The sequence below is a fragment of the Allobosea sp. UNC402CLCol genome (assembly GCF_000745475.1).
Classification (GTDB): Bacteria; Pseudomonadota; Alphaproteobacteria; order Rhizobiales; family Beijerinckiaceae; genus Allobosea; species Allobosea spartocytisi.
The window spans coordinates 709946-732067 of record NZ_KN050692.1; the positions used below are offsets into that span (position 1 = coordinate 709946).

At 64.1% G+C, this 22122-nt stretch carries 21 protein-coding genes; 13 read left to right on the forward strand and 8 right to left on the reverse strand.

Annotation, left to right across the window (positions count from 1 at the left end):
- Position 1: 1 nt before the first annotated feature.
- Together GY40_RS26020 and acnA are read right to left on the reverse strand one after the other, a co-directional pair.
- Positions 2-1150: a 2-methylaconitate cis-trans isomerase PrpF family protein gene (locus GY40_RS26020; protein ID WP_038368533.1), complete on the reverse strand. Its 1149-nt coding sequence runs from the start codon at positions 1148-1150 to the stop codon at positions 2-4.
- A complete protein-coding gene (gene acnA, locus GY40_RS26025) occupies positions 1147-3819 on the reverse strand; it encodes an aconitate hydratase AcnA (protein WP_051988534.1) in 2673 nt (890 codons plus the stop codon). Before acnA ends, GY40_RS26020 begins: the two co-directional genes overlap by 4 nt.
- Before the next feature lie 11 nt (positions 3820-3830).
- Between acnA and GY40_RS26030 the strand changes: the two genes are divergently transcribed.
- From GY40_RS26030 to GY40_RS27850, 9 genes are all read left to right on the forward strand, one after another.
- On the forward strand, positions 3831-4877 hold the full coding sequence (locus tag GY40_RS26030) for a Bug family tripartite tricarboxylate transporter substrate binding protein (RefSeq protein WP_197062827.1): 1047 nt from the start codon (positions 3831-3833) through the stop codon (positions 4875-4877).
- A complete protein-coding gene (locus tag GY40_RS26035) occupies positions 4874-5377 on the forward strand; it encodes a tripartite tricarboxylate transporter TctB family protein (RefSeq protein ID WP_038368538.1) in 504 nt (167 codons plus the stop codon). The genes GY40_RS26030 and GY40_RS26035 overlap by 4 nt, the downstream gene beginning before the upstream one ends.
- Positions 5377-6888, forward strand: coding sequence for a tripartite tricarboxylate transporter permease (locus GY40_RS26040; RefSeq protein ID WP_038368540.1), 1512 nt, complete (start codon positions 5377-5379; stop codon positions 6886-6888). The genes GY40_RS26035 and GY40_RS26040 overlap by 1 nt, the downstream gene beginning before the upstream one ends.
- Before the next feature lie 42 nt (positions 6889-6930).
- Positions 6931-7797, forward strand: coding sequence for an isocitrate lyase/PEP mutase family protein (locus tag GY40_RS26045; RefSeq protein WP_038368543.1), 867 nt, complete (start codon positions 6931-6933; stop codon positions 7795-7797).
- Between the two features lie 200 nt (positions 7798-7997).
- Entirely contained in the window at positions 7998-8936 is a 939-nt protein-coding gene (locus GY40_RS26050; protein WP_248311279.1) for a L,D-transpeptidase, read from the forward strand.
- 76 nt (positions 8937-9012) lie between these two features.
- The gene (locus tag GY40_RS26055; protein ID WP_038368545.1) at positions 9013-9918 is read left to right on the forward strand and encodes a hypothetical protein; all 906 of its coding nucleotides are present in this window, start codon (positions 9013-9015) and stop codon (positions 9916-9918) included.
- A gap of 93 nt (positions 9919-10011) precedes the next feature.
- Positions 10012-10245, forward strand: a complete 234-nt coding sequence (locus GY40_RS26060; RefSeq protein ID WP_038368546.1) for a hypothetical protein — start codon at positions 10012-10014, stop codon at positions 10243-10245.
- Positions 10246-10397: 152 nt separating this feature from the next.
- Positions 10398-10643, forward strand: coding sequence for a LysR substrate-binding domain-containing protein (locus GY40_RS28420; RefSeq protein ID WP_248311280.1), 246 nt, complete (start codon positions 10398-10400; stop codon positions 10641-10643).
- A 197-nt stretch (positions 10644-10840) separates the two neighbouring features.
- Positions 10841-11137 carry a hypothetical protein gene (locus tag GY40_RS27850; protein ID WP_156116087.1) on the forward strand — a complete coding sequence of 99 codons (297 nt, stop codon included), beginning with the start codon at positions 10841-10843 and terminating at the stop codon, positions 11135-11137.
- Positions 11138-11717: 580 nt separating this feature from the next.
- Here the strand turns inward: GY40_RS27850 and GY40_RS26070 are convergent.
- The 6 genes from GY40_RS26070 to GY40_RS26095 all read right to left on the reverse strand — a co-directional run bounded on the left by GY40_RS26070 (position 11718) and on the right by GY40_RS26095 (position 16531).
- Positions 11718-12482 carry an SDR family NAD(P)-dependent oxidoreductase gene (locus tag GY40_RS26070; protein WP_038368552.1) on the reverse strand — a complete coding sequence of 255 codons (765 nt, stop codon included), beginning with the start codon at positions 12480-12482 and terminating at the stop codon, positions 11718-11720.
- A gap of 20 nt (positions 12483-12502) precedes the next feature.
- Entirely contained in the window at positions 12503-13237 is a 735-nt protein-coding gene (locus GY40_RS26075) for a carboxymuconolactone decarboxylase family protein (protein ID WP_248311291.1), read from the reverse strand.
- A 98-nt stretch (positions 13238-13335) separates the two neighbouring features.
- Entirely contained in the window at positions 13336-14076 is a 741-nt protein-coding gene (locus tag GY40_RS26080) for an SDR family oxidoreductase (RefSeq protein WP_038368558.1), read from the reverse strand.
- Positions 14073-15272, reverse strand: coding sequence for an arabinose transporter (locus GY40_RS26085; RefSeq protein ID WP_051988563.1), 1200 nt, complete (start codon positions 15270-15272; stop codon positions 14073-14075). The genes GY40_RS26080 and GY40_RS26085 overlap by 4 nt, the downstream gene beginning before the upstream one ends.
- Before the next feature lie 179 nt (positions 15273-15451).
- Positions 15452-16069: an NAD(P)H-dependent oxidoreductase gene (locus GY40_RS26090; RefSeq protein ID WP_038368560.1), complete on the reverse strand. Its 618-nt coding sequence runs from the start codon at positions 16067-16069 to the stop codon at positions 15452-15454.
- Between the two features lie 66 nt (positions 16070-16135).
- Positions 16136-16531: a (R)-mandelonitrile lyase gene (locus GY40_RS26095; RefSeq protein ID WP_038368563.1), complete on the reverse strand. Its 396-nt coding sequence runs from the start codon at positions 16529-16531 to the stop codon at positions 16136-16138.
- Positions 16532-16653: 122 nt separating this feature from the next.
- Between GY40_RS26095 and GY40_RS26100 the strand changes: the two genes are divergently transcribed.
- From GY40_RS26100 to GY40_RS26115, 4 genes are all read left to right on the forward strand, one after another.
- Positions 16654-17553 carry a LysR family transcriptional regulator gene (locus GY40_RS26100; protein ID WP_038368564.1) on the forward strand — a complete coding sequence of 300 codons (900 nt, stop codon included), beginning with the start codon at positions 16654-16656 and terminating at the stop codon, positions 17551-17553.
- A 609-nt stretch (positions 17554-18162) separates the two neighbouring features.
- Complete coding sequence (locus GY40_RS26105) at positions 18163-19680, forward strand: FAD-dependent oxidoreductase (protein WP_197062828.1); 1518 nt, start codon at positions 18163-18165, stop codon at positions 19678-19680.
- Positions 19677-20858 (forward strand): NAD(P)/FAD-dependent oxidoreductase, encoded by a 1182-nt coding sequence (locus tag GY40_RS26110; protein WP_051988537.1) that lies wholly within the window; start codon positions 19677-19679, stop codon positions 20856-20858. The genes GY40_RS26105 and GY40_RS26110 overlap by 4 nt, the downstream gene beginning before the upstream one ends.
- Entirely contained in the window at positions 20842-22119 is a 1278-nt protein-coding gene (locus GY40_RS26115) for a sarcosine oxidase subunit beta family protein (protein ID WP_038368566.1), read from the forward strand. The genes GY40_RS26110 and GY40_RS26115 overlap by 17 nt, the downstream gene beginning before the upstream one ends.
- Positions 22120-22122 lie beyond the last annotated feature (3 nt).

Here is a 22122-nt window from a genome sequence, read left to right on the forward strand (position 1 = left end):
TTCAGGCCCCGTTCGACGCCGGAATGGCTACCTCACCCTGCATCAAGCGCCTAGCGGTCCGGAACAGGACGGCGCTGTCAGCGGTCCACCCGCGCTCTGTCTCATGCACGACGGAGCCGACGGAAACCAGGCCGGACGGATTCGCGACGCGCACTTCACCAGCGGCATTGGCCGGCTTCGAGAGGCGGTTGGGAATCGTGCCGGCAATCTGGGTCGCCACCCCGAGATTGAGGCCGCCCGTGCCAGGGATGGCCTTGTGTGCGCGTTGCATCGAAATCATGCGTGTCGCGACATCGAACTGATCGGGCGTGAAGGCTTCTCCGTCCAGGGCCTCGAACGCCACCGGAGCGGAAACCAGCGCTATGCGCGGCGTCTGGAGACCGATAGCCTCGGGCATCGCGCCAAGGCCGGCGAGAACGCCGGCGCGGCGACGAAGAGCTTCCAGCTTGTCCATGACGCCGGGGGTGGCCTCGACCTGATCCGGGGTTTCCGCGCCGGTCAGCCCGAAAGCGGCCGCCTCGACATAGGCGATCAGGGACGTCGCATCGACGATCGAGACCTCAAAGCGGCCATCCACTCCGAGGTCGATGGTGTCGACGACATGCCCGGTGGGCAGCAATTTTCCGGTCACCGCTCCGTCGGGGTCAAGGAAATCCAGGCGAATTCGCGATCCCGGGGTCGCAACGCCCGCGATGGTGTAGTCACCCTGGGTTTCGGCCTTGCCGTCCTTCACCTGGAAACGGGAATGAATCAGCTTCCTTGTGTTGGTCTGGTGGATGCGGACCAGCGCTTCTCCATCCGTAGCCGGCACGAACCCTTCATCGACCGCGAAATGGCCGACGGCGGAAGACAGGTTGCCGCAGTTGTTGGTCCAGTCGGCCACCGGCTGATCGACGGCGATCTGGATGAAGGTGTAGTCGACATCCGCGTCGGGATGCGTCGGCGGCCCGATGATCACGGCCTTCGACAGCGAGGAGATGCCGCCGCCCATGCCGTCGAGCTGGCGGCCGTAGGGGTCGGGGCTGCCCAGAGCGGCCACGAGCATCTTGCTGACGGTGTCGCGATCCTGCGGCAGAACCTTTGCGTTGAAGAACACGCCCTTGCTCGTGCCGCCGCGGTAGAAGACCGCGGGAATGAATTGCTGGCTCATGCAGTCCTCGCGATCGGTGCGTTGGTGCCCATATACTCTCGCCAGACGAAGGGCAGGATGCCTCCGTTGCGCCAATAGGCGATGTCCTCAGGGGTATCGAGGCGAATGGTGAGAGGAATAGCGAATGCTTCCCCATTGGTCCGGGTGATACGGCAGGTCACCTGGTCACGAACGGAAAACTCGCGATCCAGACCCACGACATCATAGATCTCAGAGCCGTCGAGTTCGAGCGCTTCACGGTCGATGCCATCGGCGAACTGAAGCGGCAAGACGCCCATGCCGACGAGATTGGTGCGGTGGATCCGCTCGAACCCTTCGGCGATCACCGCCTTCACGCCGAGCAGGGCCACGCCCTTGGCAGCCCAATCGCGCGACGAGCCGCAGCCATAGTTCTTGCCTGCGATGACGACGAGCGGGGTGCCGCGATCCATATAGGCCTGGGCGGCTTCGAAGATCCGCATCTGCTCGCCATCCGGCATGACCCTGGTGAAGCCGCCTTCCACGCCGGGAACGATGCGGTTGCGCAGGCGGATGTTCGCGAAGGTGGCGCGGACGGCGACCTCGTGATTGGCCCTGCGGGTGGTGTAGTTGTTGAAGTCCGCCTTCTTCACACCATAGGACAGAAGCAGATCCGCCGACGGCGTGCCGAGGCTGATCGCACCGGACGGCGAGATGTCGTCGGTGGTGATCGAGTCGCCCAGAATGACCAGCGGGCGCGCGCCACGGATATCGAAGCCGCGCACCGGTTGCGGCGAAAGACCTTCGAAATAAGGAGGCTGGCGGACATAGGTGCTGCCCTGCTGCCACGGGAACAGCGCGGAAGGCTTGGTCACGAGCCTTGCCCAGGGCTCGCCTCCATCGAAGAGGTCGGCATATTTCTCGGCGAAGACCTCGGGCGTATAGGCCGTCGCGACCAGCGCGTCGATCTCGGCGAAGGAGGGCCAGATATCGGCGAGATAAACGTCCTTGCCGTCTGCGGCGGTTCCGATCGGCTCCCGGGTGACATCGACCGTCATCGACCCGGCAATGGCGTAGGCGACGACCAGGGCGGGGGACGCCAGATAGGCGGCACGGACATTCGGGTGGATACGCCCCTGGAAGTTCCGGTTGCCCGAGAGGACGGCCGTCGCCAGGATTTCGTTGCCTTCGATCGCGTCGGCGATCGGTTGAGGCAGCGGCCCGGACCCCCCATTGCAGGTGGTGCAGCCGAAGCCAACGACCTGGAAACCGAGCGCGTCGAGATCCCGTTGCAATCCGCAGCGCTCCAGGATTTCGGCCACCACATGGCTTCCAGGAGCGAGCGAGGTCTTCACCCAGGGCTTCGAGTTCAGCCCCAGGCGCGCGGCGTTGCGGGCGATCAGCCCCGCGGCGATCATGCCGACCGGGTTCGAGGTGTTGGTGCAACTGGTTATGGCCGCGATCGCCAGATCGCCGTCCTTGATCGAGAAGCCGCTTCCCGCGACCGGGTGGCCCTGCTGTGAGGGTTCCCGGCCGGCGATCTCCCGGCAATGCACGGCGAACGCGGTCGCGGCATCGGCAAGATCGAAGCGATCCTCGGGATTCTTGGGGCCCGCCATCGACGGGCGGATATCGGCCAGATCTATCTCGACCACGAGGTCGAAGACGGGTGCCGGGGTCGCCTCGTCCCGCCACAGCTTCTGGGCGCGGGCATAGGCCTCGACCAGGGCAATCTGGTCGGCCGGGCGGGCTGTCATTTCCAGAAAGTCGATCGAACGCCGATCGATCGGGAAATAGACGGCGGTGGCCCCGTATTCCGGCGCCATGTTCGCGATGGTTCCGCGGTCGGCGACCGAGAGCTGCTGCAAGCCGGGTCCGAAGAACTCGACGAACTCGCCGACGACACCGACCTTGCGCAGGCGCTCGGTGATGGTTAGCACGAGGTCGGTCGGCATCACGCCTTCGCGCAATCGGCCCTTGACCTCGACCCCGATGACGCGCGGCAGCGCCATCGCGACGCCCTTGCCGAGCATCACGGCCTCGGCCTCGATGCCACCGACGCCCCAGCCGAGGATGCCGAGGCCGTTGATCATCGGCGTGTGGCTATCCGTTCCGACGCAGGTATCGGGCGACGCCACCTGCATCCCCTTCAGCTCTTCCAGCCAGACGACTTGTCCGATCTTCTCGATATGGATCTGGTGCATGATGCCCTTCCCGGGCGGGACCACGCGGACGCCGTCGAAGCTTTCCGAGCACCAGCGCAGGAAGGCGAAACGCTCGGCATTCCGGCGGTACTCCATCTCCAGGTTGAGGCGGGGCGCATCGCGCGTGCCGAAGAAATCGACCTGGAGCGAATGGTCAATGACGATGTCGACGGGCACAGCCGGATTGACGACGCCGGGGTCCTTGCCCTCGCTCGCAAGCGCGTCGCGCAGTCCGGCCATGTCGACCAGCATCACTTTCGCCAAGATGTCCTGGCCGTAGATCCGCGTCGGCTTGAAGGTCAGCGCAGCGCCCACCTCGCGCGCGAGGACGGCCCGAACCTGGGCTTCGTTCGCCACACCTTCGAAGAACTGCTGCCGCAGCAGGTTTTCCAGCACGATCCGCAGCGAAAACGGCAACTGCTCGATGCCGGGATAACGAGCGATCGGCACATAGCGCGCCCTGCCGACCTCGGGCCCCAACGCGGCCAGCGTGGCTCTTTCCAACATGACGCTCCTCCGTGAACTCGCGCAGCTATTATATCTTGCATATCCAAAAAACAATAGCTACGGATATCCAAAATACAATCACTCGCCATCCAACAGGGAGGATGCGAACAATGCGCAGGACGATGCTTTCCATCGCTATGGCGGTCGGATTCGCGGGAATGGCGGTGGCGGAGCCCGCCAAGGTCATGGTTCCGGCGGGAGCAGGCGGCGGGTACGACACCACGACCCGCCTCGCGATGACCATGCTCGACAAGAGCGGTCAGTTCAAAGACGGGGCCGTGTTCACCAATAAGCCAGGCGCGGGCGGGACGCTCGGCCTCGGCGAGTTCATCCGCACCAGCAAGGGGCAGGACAACGCCCTGATGGGTATGGGCGTGATCCTGCTGGGGTCGATCATGGCGACAAAAGGTTCGCCGCAGATCGCCGAGACGACGCCGATCGCGCGGCTTACTTTCGAGTATAATGGCCTGGCGGTGCCGGCGAATTCGCCCTTCAAGACCGTGAAGGATCTCAGCGAGGCCCTGAAGGCCAATCCGGGCGCGGTGGCGTTCGGCGGCGGCTCGGCCGGCGGCGTCGATCACATCATCGCCGGGATGATCGCGAAGAATGCCGGTCTTCCGCTGCAACGGCTGAACTACATCGCCTATGGCGGCGGCGCCGAAGCAGTCACGCAGCTCGCCGGCGGCAAGATCTCCGTCCTCGTCTCGGGTGCGTCGGAGCTCAAGGGCCTGGCCGATGCCGGGCGCGTCCGGATCATCGCCGTCACCTCGGACAAGCGCCTGGCCGGTGTCGACGCCCCGACCTTGAAGGAGAGCGGCGTCGATATCGTCCTCGGCAACTGGCGCGGCATCGTCGGTGCCCCGGGCATGTCGGCCGCAGCGCGCAAGACTTGGGTCGAGCGCTTCGGAAAAGCAACGGAGAACCCGGAATGGAACGCGGAACTGGATAAGTCCGGGCTTCAGAGCGCCTATCTCGGCGGCGACGACTTCTCTGCCTTCATCGCCAGCGAGAACGCCCGGATCAAGCCGATCCTCGAGGAGCTCGGGGTTGCCAAATGACCTCGGTGGTCAAGTCCTCCCCAACGCGACGCCCGTCGCGCTGGGGTTTGCCGGCCGGTGTCCTGATCCTCGGGGCCGTCCTGCTGCATGAGGCCACGGACCTGCCGCTGGCGCAGGCTTATGCCGGGATCGGCCCCGGTTTCTTCGTCCTCGCGATCGGCCTCATCCTCACCGCCCTGGGCCTCGCCCTCGGCTATCAGGTCATGAAGGGCACCACCTTCGAGCCCGAGGAGACCGAGGGTGCCGACGTCAGCCGGCCGATGTCATGGACAGGCTTCCTGACGGCCGCGGCGGGCGTCTTTCTGCCGGTCGCCCTTGTTGGCTATGCCGGCTTCCCGATCGGCGGAGCGGTGGCCTACGCCCTGGTCACGCGCGCATACGGATCGAAGCGGCCGCTGGTCGATGTTGTCATCGGCTTCGTCGTAACGTCGATCACCTGGTTCGCCTTCACGAAGCTCGGCGTCCAGCTCGGCGCCTTCTTCCCGCCCGGAGGCTTCTGATGTCCATTTTCGATGCGCTGATGCATGGCTTCGGGGTCGCCATGCAGCCGATGAACCTCTTGTGGGCACTGGTCGGCTGTGCGCTGGGGACTGCGATCGGCGTCCTGCCCGGCATCGGACCGGCCCTCACGATCACCCTTCTCCTGCCGGTCACCGTGAGCATGTCGCCGACCGCGGCCTTCATCATCTTCGCCGGCGTGTTCTACGGCGCCATGTATGGCGGCTCCACCACCTCGATCCTGATCAACACGCCCGGCGAATCCGGCTCGATGATCACGGCGCTCGAAGGAAACAAGATGGCAAAGAACGGCCGCGGCGCTGCGGCGCTCGCGACCGCCGCCATCGGCTCTTTCGTTGCCGGAACGATCGGCACCGTGCTGCTCACGGTCGCTGCCCCGACGATCTCGGAAATCGCCTTCGTCTTCGGCCCCGCCGAGTATTTCGCGCTTGCGGTTCTGGCTTTCACCTCCGTCTCTGTCGTGCTCGGTACCTCGATCCTGCGCGGGCTGGTTTCGCTCTTCTTCGGCCTTGCGCTCGCAGTCATGGGCACCGACTATCAGGCCGGGCTGCCGCGATTGACCTTCGGCGTTCCCGAGCTGTCCGACGGTATAGGCATCACCATCGTATTGGTCGCGATGTTCGCCGTCGGCGAAATCCTCTTCGTCGCGAGCCGGCTCAGCCAGGACCCGCAGAAGCTGATCGAGGTCAACGGGCCGATCGCGATGTCGCGCGAGGATTGGCAGAGATCCTGGAAGCCCTGGCTGAGAGGGGCGGCGCTCGGTTTTCCGATCGGCGTCATGCCGGCCGGAGGATCGGAAATCCCCACGCTGCTGTCTTATACGCTCGAAAGGCGTCTGTCGAAGAAGCCAGAAGAGTTCGGGCATGGCGCGATCGAGGGCGTCGCCGGCCCGGAGGCCGCCAACAATGCGGCCGTCGCCGGCGTCATGGTCCCCCTGCTCACGCTCGGCCTGCCGACATCGGCCACCGCCGCGGTGATGCTGGCCGCCTTCCAGAACTACGGGCTCCAACCCGGGCCGACGCTGTTCACCAGCAATCCGGAATTGGTCTGGGGCGTGATCGCCTCCCTCTATATCGGCAACCTGATGCTGCTCGTCCTCAACCTGCCGATGGCGCGGGTCTGGGTGAAGCTGCTCGCCATTCCGAAACCGCATCTCTACGCCGGCATTCTGATATTTTCGCTGGTCGGCGTCTGGGGCATTTCCCAGTCCTGGGTCGAACTGCTCGCCCTCGGTCTGCTCGGCCTGGTCGGCTACGGCTTTCGCTGCTGCTCGGTTCCGATTGCGCCCGCATTGATCGGCCTCATTCTCGGCCCGATGGCCGAATTGCAGCTTCGACGCGCGCTGGCAATCGGCCAGGGCGATCCGCTGACGCTGGTCGCTTCTCCGATCGCAGCAGGTCTTCTGGTCGTCGCGGCGCTGCTGCTGCTGATCCCGCTGATTCGGTTCGTCCAAACCCGCCGCCTCGAAACCTCGACATTGCCCGCCGGCTGATTAAACCGGCATCAGAACCGTGAACGAGTAGGAAAGACGCAAATGGTCAGCGCGCACTCGAACTTCCGCGAGCAGCTCATGAAGCGCGAAGGTCTGCTCGTGCCTGGGGCGGCGAATGCTCTTGCCGCTCTCGTTATTGCGGATCTCGGCTATGAGGCGATCTATCTCTCCGGTGCAGGGCTGACGAACACGTTTCTCGGCCTGCCGGATTTGGCGTTCATTTCTCTGCCCGAGCTCGTGCAGCACACGATGGCCATCAAGGCGGCCACCGACCTCCCCCTGATCGTTGACGCGGACACCGGGTTCGGCAACGCCTTGAACGTCAGGCACACGGTTCAATCGCTGGAGCGGGCCGGAGCCGACGTCGTTCAACTGGAAGACCAAGTTTCTCCGAAGAAGTGCGGCCATTTCTCCGGAAAGGAAGTCATTCCGGCGGAGGAGATGGCGGGAAAAATCCGCGCTGCCGTCGACGCGCGCCGTTCGCGTGAGACACTCATCATGGCGCGTACCGACGCGCGGGCGGTTGAAGGATTCGAACGTGCGGTGGAGCGTGCCCAACTCTATGAACAATCCGGCGCGGATATCATTTTCGTCGAGGCTCCGGAAAGCATCCAAGAGATGGAAAGCTTGCCGCAACTGATTGCCGCGCCGCTTCTGATCAACATCGTGGTTGGTGGAAAAACCCCGGTTGTCAGCCAGGAGCGCCTCGCCCAGATGGGGTTCGCGCTGGTGCTCTATGCCAACGTAGCGTTGCAGTCCGCGATCAAAGGCATGCAATCGGCTCTCGGGCAGCTCAAGGAGCGCGGTGAACTCGATGAGACCGGTCCGGTCGCCAGCTTTCGCGAGAGGCAGCGGTTGGTCCGAAAGCCCGAGTTCGACGCGCTGGAAAAGCGGTATAGCGCCATTTAACGCAGATGGACGCTGAATGCCCCGCTGCATGTTGATCACGGCGCCCTTGGGAAGCTGGCATCCTGGGCAACACCGACGCGGAACCCCGGGATGAAAGATCGCGTTGGCGGTACATTGGGCCAACGACGGTGATCTCAGTGCCACGAGCTATTATCGAGCTGCTGAAGTTCTTCCGGGCAGCCTTGCTAGGTGGATGCGTCGTGCTGGCACCGGTAGCTGCGCAAGCCCTCACTTCCGACGAGGTGAACCGAGCGGGTCCCCCGGCCACCACGAAAAGCAAGGAGACGCGCGCCAACGCATCGATCGTCAAGGCTCAGGTCTTGCTGGCGCGTCAGGGGGTCTCGCCCGGGGAGATCGACGGACTGGACGGCGACAACTATCGGAAGGCCATCGACCAGTTCCGTCGCCGCGAAAATCTCGGAACCGGCGAGATAATCGACGCCGCGACATGGCAGGCCCTTAAAGGGGACGTCAGCTCGGACATCGTCTCGGACTACGTCGTGACGAAGGACGATATCAAAACCCGGTTCGTCCGGCGCATCCCTCACGATTACGCTCGCCAGGCCCGGATGAAGCGGCTCGGCTACAGGAACGCGCAGGAGATGTTCGCCGAACGCTTTCACATGAGCGAAGGCCTCCTCAGGGTCCTCAACCCGCGAACGCATGATTGGAAGCGTGAAGAAACGCTGCACGTCGTCTCGGTCGGTCGAACCGCTCCTTCGGACGAGGCGCGAACCGTCGAGGCCGACAAGACCAATGGCATGGTTCGAGCGCTCGATGTGACGGGAAAGGTGATCGCGATGTATCCGGCCACGATCGGCAGCGAGGATACCCCATCGCCCGAGGGCGAATATCAGGTGGTGAGGGTCGTGAAGAACCCGACCTATCACTACGATCCGGTCAAGAATTTCCAGCAGGGGAAGAACAAGCGCAAACTGGTGCTCCCCAGCGGTCCCAACAACCCGGTCGGCACGGTCTGGATCGAGCTGTCCAAGCCGACCTTCGGCATTCATGGTACGCCGGAGCCTTCGAAGATCAGCAAGGCGTCATCGCATGGCTGCGTGCGGCTCACGAATTGGGATGCCGAGGAACTGGCCCAGCTTGTCAGGCCCGGCACGACGGTCCGCTTCGTCGACTAGCCTACATAACCCGGGCTGCTGGGCTGAAGACGTGCCCGAGCCGGGGGCATCGCTCTGGACCGCAGGATCATAGGCGATGGCTGCGCGCGAGCACAACGACGTCGAAATCCGCGAAGATGGAGAGGGCCCAGGAGCGATCGTTTCCTTCCCGTTCGACGCCGCTGCCGTCGAACGCTTTCGGGACGCTTTTCCGAGAGCGCGCTGGAACGACGACCTGGCTGCTTGGCGGATCCCGGGCACGACGGCGATGCTTCGCGCGGCGCGATGGCTCGATCGTGAGCTGCCGAGCGCCTTCAGCCTCGCCGACCAGCGCGGCCGCGATTCCTTTTCGTTCGAGCCGATCGTCAGCCCTTATCTGGAGGTCGCCGATGAGATCGTCGTGCAGACCCCTTATTCACGAACCGTCGTCGAGGAGTTGCGCGCGGTTCCGTGGGCGTGGTGGAACGGAGAAGACAAGGCTTGGCACGTACCATTCCGCTCGATCGATGAACTTCGCAGGAGATGGCCGGCGATCGAGGCCGCCGCCGAACGCAGCGAGCCAGAGGCTCGAAAGCAACGGAGCGAAGCGGCGAAATCCGCGCCCGAATACGAAGACGCCAAAGCAGCGATGACTGAGCGCCGCCGCCGGCGCTATCCCGTCCCGGCGAGCGAGCAGCCGCCGCTCGACAGAGTGCTGATGTCCCATGAAGGACCGCTCGTCGTCCTTGAGGTTACCGGCGAGGTCGTTCCCGCGGAGACCGCCGCCCGGCATTACCCTTGGAGTTCCGGACAGCCCGACGATCTGGTCTGGGCATTGTGGCGTCGCCCGACGCACGACGAACTTGTAAAAACCTGGCCTGCTCGACATCCCGCCGCGGTGAGCGCCCTCCTCCGAGGATGGTGGCAACCTACGCTGGAGGAACTGCGCATCGTGCGCCGCGCGGCGAGGTCATTGGAGCGCGCTCGAGAAACGCGTCGCACGAGCCAATCTTCCCGGGACTGATTGGACACAACGAAGGAGGCACTGTGGGTGAGGCGCGCTTGACTCGTCATCCTACATGTTCTCTCTATGTTCTTCTAATCGAGGATATGATCGATGGCACCAGTCGAGGCTTCCCGCCCGCCTGAACCGGACCCGTTTGCCGTTTCCGATGCGAAGATCGATGCGGTCCTGGAGGAAGCCAGCGGAGATTCCCGGGAGGCGATCCGGACGGTCCTGCGGGATCTTGCCGTCATGGCAGCCGACGCCGATGCAGCTTCGTCGCGCGGTTTCTTGCGCGGTCGCTTTTCGGAGGGGCGGCGCCGTCCTCGCGTCGTCGACAAAACATGAAACGCAAGGGTGAGCTGTCGCCCTCGGAGGTTGACCGTCGCTGGCCTCACCAGATCGCAGTCGAGATCCCGCCGGGCCATGGGCTCGGCATTGTCCCATCGACAGGACCCCTATCCTCGCTCGCGCCACGGGGCCATGGGCAAGAGCTTTCCGTGCGCGTGGAAGGCTCGCTGATCTTCAATGATGCCGACATGACGGTGATGGCTGCACTCGATGGACGCGGGCTCGCGACCAGCTTTGAAGCCCAGGTTGCGGAGCATGTCTCGTCGGGGCGCCTGATCAGCGTGCTGGAAGATTGGTGTCCGCCCTACCCTGGCTTCTTCCTCTACTACCCGAGCCGAAGGCAGACGCCACCCGCCCTGGTCGCGTTGATCGAAGCGCTGCGCTATCGCGTCTGAGTCCATGCGGCGCCGTGGAGGCCGCGCGGGCTTTCCTGTTGCTACGTCTCGGGCTGCACCTCGGATTGGGGCAAAAGAACCTACGGCAGCTCATGGTCTGGTCGGAACGTCAGCTCCAAGACATGAAGCGCGGGGGAACTGCGCTGGAGCGACAGGGACGGAGGCTGGAAGATCCTGATACCGCGGATCAGCCTGTGGTGAAGACGACGGTCGGCATCTGCAAGGAACCGGCATTGGTGTTCACCGACCGATCGAAAGAGAGCGTGTCAGCGTTGAAGCGGCACTCGGCCGTGTCGGAGAAAGCAGTCTCGATGAAGCGCCAGTGCATTCGCATGATCCGGCGTGGGCCAGGTGGCACTGCCGAGACAGAGCATGCTGTCGGGCTGGTACTCGTGATGCAGCCGATTCCCGGTCATCGTCGTTCGCGCCTCGTGCACTCCGGCGCTCGCGACCGTGATGGTGTGGATGCCGCGGTCATCGACCATGACGAATGACAGACCGTCGGGCGTCGGACTGATATTCAGGCTCTTGATTCTGGCATCATTGGGCGCGGCGAGATAGGTTCTGCCGCCGATCTCCGCGAGCAGCGGCGATGTCGCGGCCCCTCGGGCGTTCCCATCCGCAGCGCTTCCAGACGCGCCTTCAGCAGGTCGTCCGCCGCTTCGTCACCCGGTGTCTCGAGGGCCGGAATGATGGCGGTGTAGACCTGGTCCATCAGCCGCGGGTCCCCGCGATCGTCTCCACACCCGTCATGATCATCCTCTGATCCTTCCGAAAAGATGGAAGGATCAGCCGCAGCCGATAACAGAGGCTAACCTTCAAAGCGCTAACCGCCCTCACGGGGCCAACATTGCAGGCGATCTCCCACGCCCGGCGCGTCTGTCCCAAAGCGCGTCTGCATCGATTGAACGCGCCAGAGTTACCGCGTCAGATAGCGCGAAAGCTTCGTAAAGACGACGCCCCTCTTCCGGCGGGGATTGTGTTCCCCGCCAGAACTGAGATTTGACGAGAGTGGTCTTGCTTCTCTAGCCTGGGCCATATTTGTGCCGAAGCGGGTCGCGCAATTCATCCTCCTCAGCGCATGACGAAGCCTCCGTCCACCGAGATGGATTGGCCGGTCACATAACTCGCGGCGTCGCTGCACAGCCACAGAACCGCATTCGCGATTTCCTCAGGACGACCGACGCGACCCATCGGGATCATCTTTTCCATGGCCTTGAGCGCATCACCTTGCCCCTCGGTCACCATCTGATCGGCCATCGGCGTCCAGATCAGTCCGGGGCAAATCGCGTTGACGCGGATGCCGCGCGTCCCGTATTCCAGCGCGGCGCTCTTGGTGAAGCCGAGCACGCCGTGCTTAGCGGCGTGGTAGATGCCGCGCTCGGCGCCGCCGACAAGACCTCCCAGAGATGAGCAGTTAACGATCGCGCCGCTGCCTTGCTTGCGCATCTGCTGCAACTCAAACTTCATGCAGCTCCATTCGCCGCGCAGATTGACGCCCATGACGCGGTCATAATCCTCGCGCGTGGTGTCGGCCGTCTCGGCAAGAACATTCTGGACGCCGGCATTGTTGTAGGCGGCGTCGAGCCGGCCGAACGTTTCGACCGTCTTTGCGACCATGGCTTCGACCTGAGCGTCATCGGCGACGTCGCAACGGATGGCGATGGCCTTGTAACCCTGCGCGGTCAAGTCCGCGGCCGCAGCCTCGACCGCGTCCCCGTTCCAATCCGCGAGGGCGACGGATGCCCCCGACGCTGCAAATGCCTGCGCGGTGGCCAGGCCAAGCCCAGAAGCGGCTCCCGTCACCAAAGCGACTTTGTTTTCGAATGAAATTATCATCGTTCTCTCCGATCCAGGGATTAGGCGGACTGCTGGTCGCGGCTTTTCAACACTTCGCCGACGATGGGGACGGCGGAGAAGGCGTTGGGCCAGCCGGCGTAGAAGGCCACCTGCGCGATGATTTCGCCGGCCTGTTCCTGTGTCAGGCCGTTGTCCATCGCCTTGTTGAGGTGGAAGGTGATCTGAGCGACGTGCCCCGCCGCCATCAGGCTGCTGACCGTCACGAGACTCCTGTCGCGCGGTGCGAGATCAGGACGTAGCCAAAGTTTGAGGAAGAGGACGTCCGCCGTAAGCTGAACAAGCCCGGGCGAGATCGGGCCGGTATTCTTTTCGACGTTGGCCGCGCGGGTGGCCTCGGCGGCCGCATCGAGCGGCAGGAGCTTCGGATTCGCCGGCGGAAGCTCGCCCGCGCCAATGCCGCGTTCGCCAAAGACGTCCTTGACGATGCCTATCGTGGCGCTCGCATTGCCGAGCCCGGCATAGAAAGCGAGATGCGTGACGATCTCCGAGATCTCCGCCGGCTTCAGTCCGCTGTCGAGCGCGAGCCGGAGATAGAAGGGAAGGTCGAGCGTCTGGTTGCGGGTGATCAGCACCGACAAGGTCACGATGCTGCGGTCGCGCGGCGACAATTGCGGACGCTTCCACAGATCGTCGAGAACATCGCCCTGCATGTAATCTCGCAGCGCCGGCGCGACGGACAGGACATCGTCGGAGACCAGCGTGGGTTCATTGGTGGGCATGATCTGATCCTTCATGGGCTTCGGGTGCACCGCCGCCATTCCGGCAGCGGAATGCGCGGAGCCCGGCATGCAACGGGAGGCAGCGGAGTCGGTTACCGGGTCGGCCGCGTTCGTCAGTAGGCCTGCGCGGTCGGCCGGTAGAGGATCTCGTTGATGTCGACGTCCTCGGGCTGGCTGATGGTGAAGGCCACGCAGCGTGCGAAGGAGTCCGGGGAAATCGCGACCTGGTCGTAGAGCTCGCGCACACGACCCGCGACCTCGGCATCGGTGATCGTGTTGGGAAGCTCGGTCGCCACCGCACCGGGGGAAATGATGGTGGTCCGGATATTGTAGGGCTTCACCTCCTGCCGGAGGCCTTCGGAAATCGCCCGCACGGCATGCTTGGTGGCGGAATAGACCGCGCCGCCCGGTCCGACCTTATGACCCGCGACCGAGGACACGTTGATGATGTGCCCGCTCTTCTGCGCTTTCATGTGCGGCAGTGCGGCAGCGATGCCGTACAGCACGCCCTTGATGTTGACGTCGATCATACGATCCCACTCGTCGACCTTGAGGTTCTCGAGCAGGGATTGCGGCATCAGGCCAGCATTGTTGATCAGCACGTCGACGCGGCCGTGCATCTCGACGGCGCGGGCAACGAGTTGCTCGACGTGTTCGCGATGAACCACGTCGGTTTTCAGCACGGCGCGGTCGCCGAGTGACAGTTCTGTGGCCAGCGCTTCGAGCCGGTCGATGCGCCGCGCGCCGAGGACCAGCTTGGCGCCGTCCTTGGCAAGGCGGCGAGCGGCGGCTTCGCCCAGCCCGCTGCTGGCGCCGGTGATGACGACCACCTTGTCCTTGATGTTCTCGGTCATGAGGAGATCCTTTCCTGCTCCGGTTGATGGTGAGAACGCAGCCGCAGCGCGATCGGCACGGCGCAGAGCGCAAGCAGCGCGTTGATGAGGAAGATCGACCCGAGCCCGGCCACATTGGCGACGAGACCGAGAAGCGGCGCGAGGATGCCCAGCGATAGATCGATGAAGGCACTGTAGACGCCCATCGCCAGCCCGCGCGCTTCCATCGGCGCCCGCGCGACCGCCTCCATGCCGAAGCCAGGATAGACGAGCGCGTAGCCAAAGCCGGCCAGCGCTGTGCCCACGAAGGCGAGCCAGGCGAAGGGCGAGAACCAGACCAGCGCCATGCCGACGCTATGGATGACGACGAAGATTATCGCGGTCCTGGCGCCGCCAAGGCGATCGGGTAAAGGTCCGAAGAAGACGCGGGCAACCATCAGCGCCACGGCAAATGCTGTGAAGGACAGCCAGGCGGGTTGCCAGCCGCGCTGGACAAACAGCAGCACCGCGAAAGCGGTCATCGTGCCATAGCCGATGCCCGCAAAAGCCATGCCCATACCGGGAAGCCAGACGGCCTTCAGGACCCTTGCGATGGCCTTCTCGCCCTGGGGCGCAGGTTTCACCGTCGGAATGGGCGCGACCAGCGCAAGCGTCGCCACGGCACCCGCGAACGTTGCCAACCCGATCGCGGCAAAACCCCAGTTGGCGTAGAGAAAGCTGCCCAGTGGCGCGCCTGCGGCCAGCGCGACGAACATCGCCGTGCCGATCCAAGCGATCATCTTCCCGGCATGGCCCGGGCCGGCGAGCGCCAGGCACCAGCTCTGGGCGCCGGTCATGATGAAGCTTTCCGCTCCACCAAGAAGCGCGCGTCCGGCCAGCAGGATCGCGACTGACAGGACGGGACTGGCTAAGGCGAGTAGTGAGAGAAGGTAGAACACCCCCGCAAGCGCCGCCATGATCAGCCCCGCTGTCACCGCATGTTTCGGGCCGCGCCGGTCCGAAACGCTGCCCGACCAGAAGCGCGAGATTAGGGACGCGGCGAACTGCGCACCGGAGACGAGGCCGATCATGAAAGGCCCGAAGCCGAGCTGGTCGTGGATATGCAGCGGCAGGGACGGAAGCGCGGCGCCCGTGACCAGGAACACCGTGAAGACCGAAGCCATCAGGGACAGCACAGACCTGCCGGCCGGGGAGACCGACCGTTGGGGCATCGTCATGGACATTTGTTCTTCCTCGGGCTGCGGGCCCGTCACAATCTCGGCGATATTTCTGAGGCGCTCGCGCCCTCGCCCGCCTCGAATGCGACCTCTTCCGTCATGCCGACGGCGGTGGTTCCTTTGCCGCCGCGGTCACCCTTCATGAAACGGATCGCCAAGGCACTCGGTCGCCCGCCGCTTCAAATTTGAAGCCGCTCAATAAACCGCTGCTGATATTGGGCTAATTGCGCCGCCGTGACCGCCTGAAACGCTAGTGGCGGCAGATAGGTCATACCACAATGTAGAGCACTGGCTTTCATCGGGGTGAAGACGTCTGCCAGATCGATGCCGATCCTGCCCGATTGGCCGTATGTGGAAGCGCCGCCGCCCGCGGTCGTCACCACGAGCATTTCCTTGCCCTGCCACAGTCCCGGTCCGACACTTCCCCATACGTCGTTCAGGTAAGCTTTCATCATCGGCGTGATGTTGAACCAATGGGTTGGGAATAAAAACGCGATCCGGTCATGCGCTCTGGTGATTTCGCGCTCTCTCTGCCCATCAATGGCGCGGGTGTCGAAGCCGTAGATGGTTTCCAGATTCCGCACTGTAACGCCGTCAACGCTCTCGCCGGCCTGCTGCAATCCTTTGATCATCACTGATCGCTCGGGGTATGGGTGAGATGCAATGAGAAGAGTCTTGATGCGAGTCTTGTGCGGCTTTTCGGCCTTCTGCGCCTCCGCAGCGCCGGCCGTAAGCAACCCGCTGCTGACTGTAGCAGCCAGAAGTAGGTCAGCTTTGAGGAAGTCGCGTCGATTCATTCGATGAATCCTTTACGGAAGAAGAGTCTGATCGCGGAGGCGTAGATTCCGATGCAAACGCTGCCGTTAACCGTGATATTGCTTGTCTGTGACCGGTTCGAGCCAGTCGACGACCTTGCCGTCCTGCACCTCGTTGACCGCGATATGCGTCATGGCCGTTTCAGGCGATGCGCCGTGCCAGTGCTTCTCGCCGGCGGGAAACCAGACCACGTCGCCGGGCCGGATTTCCTCGATGGGGCCGCCCCAGCGCTGCACGCGGCCGAAGCCGGAGGTCACGATGAGCGTCTGGCCAAGCGGATGCGTGTGCCACGCGGTGCGGGCGCCCGGCTCGAAAGTGACCTGCGCGCCCTGAACGCGCTCGGGCGCGTACGGATTGAGCAGCGGGTCGACGCGGACCGCGCCGGTGAACCAGTCGGTCGGACCTTTTGCCGAGGGGCGCGTGCCGGCGCGGATGATCTCCATGGGATGTGTCCAATTCCTGTTTCGCGGCGTTCTGCCAGGCGATTTCGAAATTGAATGTAGCCAACACGGGATCGTCGAATTAGATGGCGTAATCTTGATGCGGTTTTGAGCAGGATTCACAAATGCCAAAAGAACGCATCAACGATATGATCGCTTTCCTGGCGGTCGCGCGGGAGCGCAGCTTCACCAGAGCCGGTGCGAAACTCGGCGTGACGGCCTCCGCTCTCAGCCACACCATAAAGGCCCTCGAAGAACAGCTCGGCGTCAGGCTTCTAGCGCGCACGACGCGCAATGTAGCGCCGACGGAAGCGGGGGAACGCCTGATGAAGGCGATCGGCCCACATTTCGATCAAATCGAGGTGGAGATCGAGGCGCTCGGCGAATTGCGCGACAAGCCGGCCGGTACGGTGCGCATCACCTGCAACGATTACGTGATCGACACCATCTTCCGGCCGAAGCTCGGCCCCTTCCTGCGCGATTATCCCGATATCCATGTCGAGCTCGCGATCGACTACGGCTTCACCGACATCATCGAACAGCGCTTCGATGCCGGCGTCAGACTCGGCGAAGCCGTCAGCAAGGATATGATCGCCGTGCGCATCGGCCCGGACTGGCGTTTCGCCGTTGTCGGCTCGCCGTCCTATTTCGAGCGGCGCTCACCGCCTCTCACCCCGCAGGACCTCACCAACCACAATTGCATCAATCTGCGCCTGAACAGCGCCGGCGGGCTCTATGCCTGGGAATTCGAAAAGGATGGGCGCGAATTGCGCGTGCGTGTCGAAGGCCAGCTTGCCCTCAACAGCGCGGTGTCCATGCTCAATGCGGCACTGGACGGCTTCGGCCTGGGCTACGTCCCCGAGGATCTCGCCAGACCTTATATTGCCGATGGACGCCTCATCGATGTGCTGGCGGACTGGTGCCCGGTCGTTCAGGGCTATCACCTTTACTATCCGAGCCGGCGGCAGCTTTCGCCGGCTTTCGCCCTGCTGGTCGATACGTTGCGCTATCGCCGGACGGAATAGGCGTTGGAGGTGCGAGTGGAACCGGGCGCTCAACTCGCAGTAAGCCGCTGCGGACGATCTCACGATCGAGTTAGACTGAACCTCAGCGTCCGCGCGATCATTGAGATTGAGTGCCGACGCTTTCTCTCGGAGCTCGACTTATCAAGCCCGGACCTCAGCGCTGCCGCTCAGGATCTGTTTCCGTACTGAGCGGAGCCACGAGGACTTCGGCTTCGATGCGCTGATCCTTGACTGAAGGGGGTATTACATTGGAAGCGTCGGCGCGGTGACGCGCCATCGCGACAGGCGGCGCCAGTGTCCGGCATCCCGTCAAACCATAATGTCACTTGGTGCACAATTTCTGTCGCTTTTGGAACAGTGCCCCCCTGATGCCAATCCAATATTAGTCGACCAATTCAAAACGCCGGGCGCAACGCCAGCCGGAGAATTGACGAGCTAAATTGCTACCTGATGACGCATTGGAAGTCGCCGATTCAGCAACCTTCAATACGTAACGCTTTTGACTGAATATAAAATCCAAGAATAACAATATTTGCAGAGGGGAATTCTGCAATGTCTCGCATAGATGAGCGGTCGACGGCTGGCAAGCCGTTGCCCGTAGGGGAACATTTGCGCCTTCTCATCGTCGGCGCGGGTCCGGCTGGCCTGGCCGCGGCGCTTGAAGCTGCTCGGCGCGGCGTTGAAGTCGTATTGGTCGATGAACATCCCGTCGACAGCGCCCTGATGGGCCTCGACGTCCCTTTCCATTTCGGCCAACGCATGAGCGGAGCGACCCGCAACAAGACGCGCATGATGGAAGCGATCGCGGCTTCCGATGACCGGATCGCGGAAGCCTTCGAAGCCGGAGTTGACGTTCGTCTTGGCGTCTCCGCCTGGGGCCTGTTCTCCCCCAAGCCCGGCCTCCGTTGGCTGAATCGGCCGATCGTCGGTCTCAGCGATGGCGAGAGCAGTTGGTACGCTTCATTCGATGCCGCGATCCTCGCCACGGGGCGTCGCGATATCGGGCTGGCTTTCCCGGGTTGGGAACTGCCGGGCGTCATGGGCGTCACCGCAGCGCAGACGTTGCTGCAACGCTATGACGCGCTGGAGAGCCAGCGGATCGTCATCCTAGGTTCCGGCGCGGAGGCGACGAGCTTTGCGGAGGCCGCCGTAGCGGCGGGCCGTACGGTCGTTGCGATGGTCGAGGTGGCAGACGCTCCCCGTGATCCCGAAGGCTGCGAGATACTGGCTGCACAGGGCGTGTCGATCCTGACGGGAGCGATGGTGGCGCGCGCGACCGGCGGAGCGGACGGCGTCGAAGGCGTGGAGCTGAACGGAACCGAGGGCCGCCATCTTTCCTGCGACACGGTCGTGCTCGCCATCGGTACCGCACCCGTGATCGAGTTGTTCGACGTCGCCGGTGCCGAGATCGCCTTCATGGCTACGCGCGGCGGTCACGTGCCGCTGACGGACACCGAAGGCCGAACGTCCATTGCCGGGCTGTTCGCAGCCGGAGACTGCGCCGGGATCAACGGGGATAAGACCGCGGATTCCAAGATCTCCGCGGAGGAAGGCCGTCGTGCAGCCGTCGCGGCGTGCGGCGAGCTCGAAAGCGGCTCGCGCGCGCCCTGGAAGGTGATTTCGGTCGATGGCACGGCAACCGACGATGTCGAGGCCAGCCGGTCGGCGTGGATCGAAGCGGCGATGACCGTCGCGGATACCGAAACGCACATCTGCCAGTGCGAGGAAGTCAGCATCCCCGATCTTCTCGGCGTTCGACCGCCGCGTTACCTGCCGCGCGACCAGGCGCCGATGCTGGCGCGCGACCTCTCCTCTCTCGCCAATGACGGCCTCGTCCATCAGGACCAGATCAAGCGGCTGACGCGTGCGGGCATGGGACCCTGCCAAGGCCGACGTTGCCGTGAACAAGTCAGCGCGGTTCTGGCGCAGGCAACCGGGACGCCGCTCGCGAAGCTTCCACTGCCGAGCTATCGCGCGCCGGTGCGACCGCTCCCGCTCTCCGCCTTCGCGGAAGATCTCGAACCCGGTGTCGTCAGCGACAACTGGGAGGGCTGGTTCGGCATATCCGGGCAATGGGATCCGTTCTGGACGCTTTCCGAGGGCGCCAGCGCGGAGGAGCGCTCATGAACGCGACCAACGGGACCAAGGGTGCCAGCGTCATCATCGTAGGTGGGGGCGTCAGCGGCCTGAGCAGCGCCTGGTGGCTTGCCCGGGCGGGCGTCGATGTCATGGTCATCGAGAAGGGTATCGTCGGCTGGGGCGCCTCCGGGCGAAACGGCGGCGGCGCGACGCACCATCAAAGCCCCCTCTTCCTCGAGGAGCAGCGGCTGTGGCCGCAGATGGATGAGCTGCTCCGCTATCCGACCGAATTCCAGCCGAAGCGCATTCGCATCGCTTTGAGCGACCAGCAGGTCGAGGAGTTCAAGATCGGCGTCGACAATACGCGCGGTCAGGGCTTCCCCGCCGAATGGCTCGACCCGAAGCAGGTCCGCGATCTCGTTCCCCTCGCCGGAAACAATGTCGTCGGCGGCGTCTATTACGAGCGCGGCGGCCACGCGAACCCGCAACGGACCGTGCAGGCCTATGCCTGGGCCTTGCAGGATCTCGGCGGACGCATCCTGCAACATACCGCGGTCACCGGCTTTCAACGCCGGGGCGGCAAGGTCGCCGCCGTCGAAACCAACGCGGGCGTCTTCTCCTGCGACACGCTGATCCTGGCGGCCGGGCCGCAGACCGGTCGGCTCTCGGCCCTGCTCGACAGCGAAGTCCCGGTCACCGCGGCACGGGCCGAGATGATCGTCACGGAACCGCTGCCGTTGATGCCGATCGGCGGTGTCGACGGCAATCATCTCTACGGCCGCCAGACCTTACGCGGGAATCTCGCCTATGGCGGCGGGCCGCATGAATGGCTTAGGCCGGAGGATGACGCGGTCGCTGTGCGCCCCTCAAGCCCGCTCGCCCGCAACGTCGCCAAGCGCCTCGCCGAACTCTTTCCGAAGGCCGCCCATATCCGCGTAATCCGTAGTTGGGCCGGGGTCATCGAAAACACGCCAGACGGCCGCCCCGTGATCGATCGGCTCCCGACCGCCGCGAACGCGATCGTCGCGACCATGTCGAGCGTGGGCTTCGGCCTGTCACCGGCAACGGGACGCGCGATCTCGCAGCTCGTGATCGACGGCCGGTGCGACTTCGCCGACCTGTCGAGCTTTCGCTTGTCGCGCTTCGGCAACCTGAGCCCGGACTGGCGCGAAGAGCGCGGCTGGCTTCCCCCTCAAACGGAAGATGACGATGCCCGCGCGGCCTGAACCGATCGCCGATCGCTATTCGGCCTGGCGCCTGCTGAAGGAGAGCTTCTCCGGCAATCAAGGCTGGAGACCCGCCTGGCGCAAGCCCGAGCCCAAGGCTTCCTATGACGTGATCATCGTCGGCGGCGGCGGCCACGGGCTGGCGACGGCGCATTACCTCGCCAGCGTTCACGGCATTACCAATGTCGCGGTGGTCGAGAAGGGGCCGATCGGCCTCGGCAATGGCGGGCGCAACACCACGATCGTGCGCTCGAATTACGGACTGCCGAGCAATACGCGCTTCTACGAGCACTCGCTGAAGCTCTGGGAGGGCCTCGAGCAGGACCTCAACTACAACGTCATGATGAGCCAGCGCGGCGTGCTCAACCTGTTCCATTCGGACTCGCAGCGCGATGCCGCCGCCAGGCGCGGCAACTCGATGCGGCTTCAGGGCGTCGACGCGGAACTGCTGGATCGAGACGGTGTGCGCGTATACGCACCGTTCATCGAGATGGATAATCCGATGTTCCCGATCTTTGGCGGCCTGATGCAGCGGCGCGGAGGCACCGCGCGGCACGACGCGGTGATCTGGGGGTTCGCCCGGGCCGCCGACCGACGCGGCGTCGATATCATTGAGCAGTGCGAGGTTACCGGCATCCGCCGCGAAGGCGGGCGCGTCACCGGCGTCGAGACCACTCGAGGCTTCATCGGCGCCAAGAAGGTCGGCGTCGCCGTTGCCGGAAATACATCGCGCCTGGCGACTATGGCTGGCCTTAGCCTGCCGGTGGAATCGCACCTGCTGCAGGCCTTCGTCTCCGAGGCGATCAAGCCGATGATCGATGGCGTCGTGACGTTCGGCGCCGGGCACTTCTACATCAGCCAGTCGGACAAGGGCGGCCTCGTCTTCGGCGGCGACCTCGACGGCTACAATTCCTATTCCCAGCGCGGAAATCTTCCGGTGGTCGAGCACCTGCTGGGTGCGGCCGTCTCGATGATCCCTACCCTGTCCCGTCTGCGGGTGCTGCGGCAATGGGCCGGCATCATGGACATGACGATGGATTCCTCTCCCTTCATCTGCAAGACGCCGATCGACGGCCTCTATTTCAACGGCGGCTGGTGCTACGGCGGCTTCAAGGCCACCCCGGGCTCAGGCTGGTGCTTCGCCCATACAATCGCGCGGGACGAACCCCACGCCTTCAACGCCGACCTGACGATCGACCGCTTCCGCGACGGCCGCATGATCGACGAACGGGGCGCTGGCCCCAATCCCTGGGCGCAGTGAGGG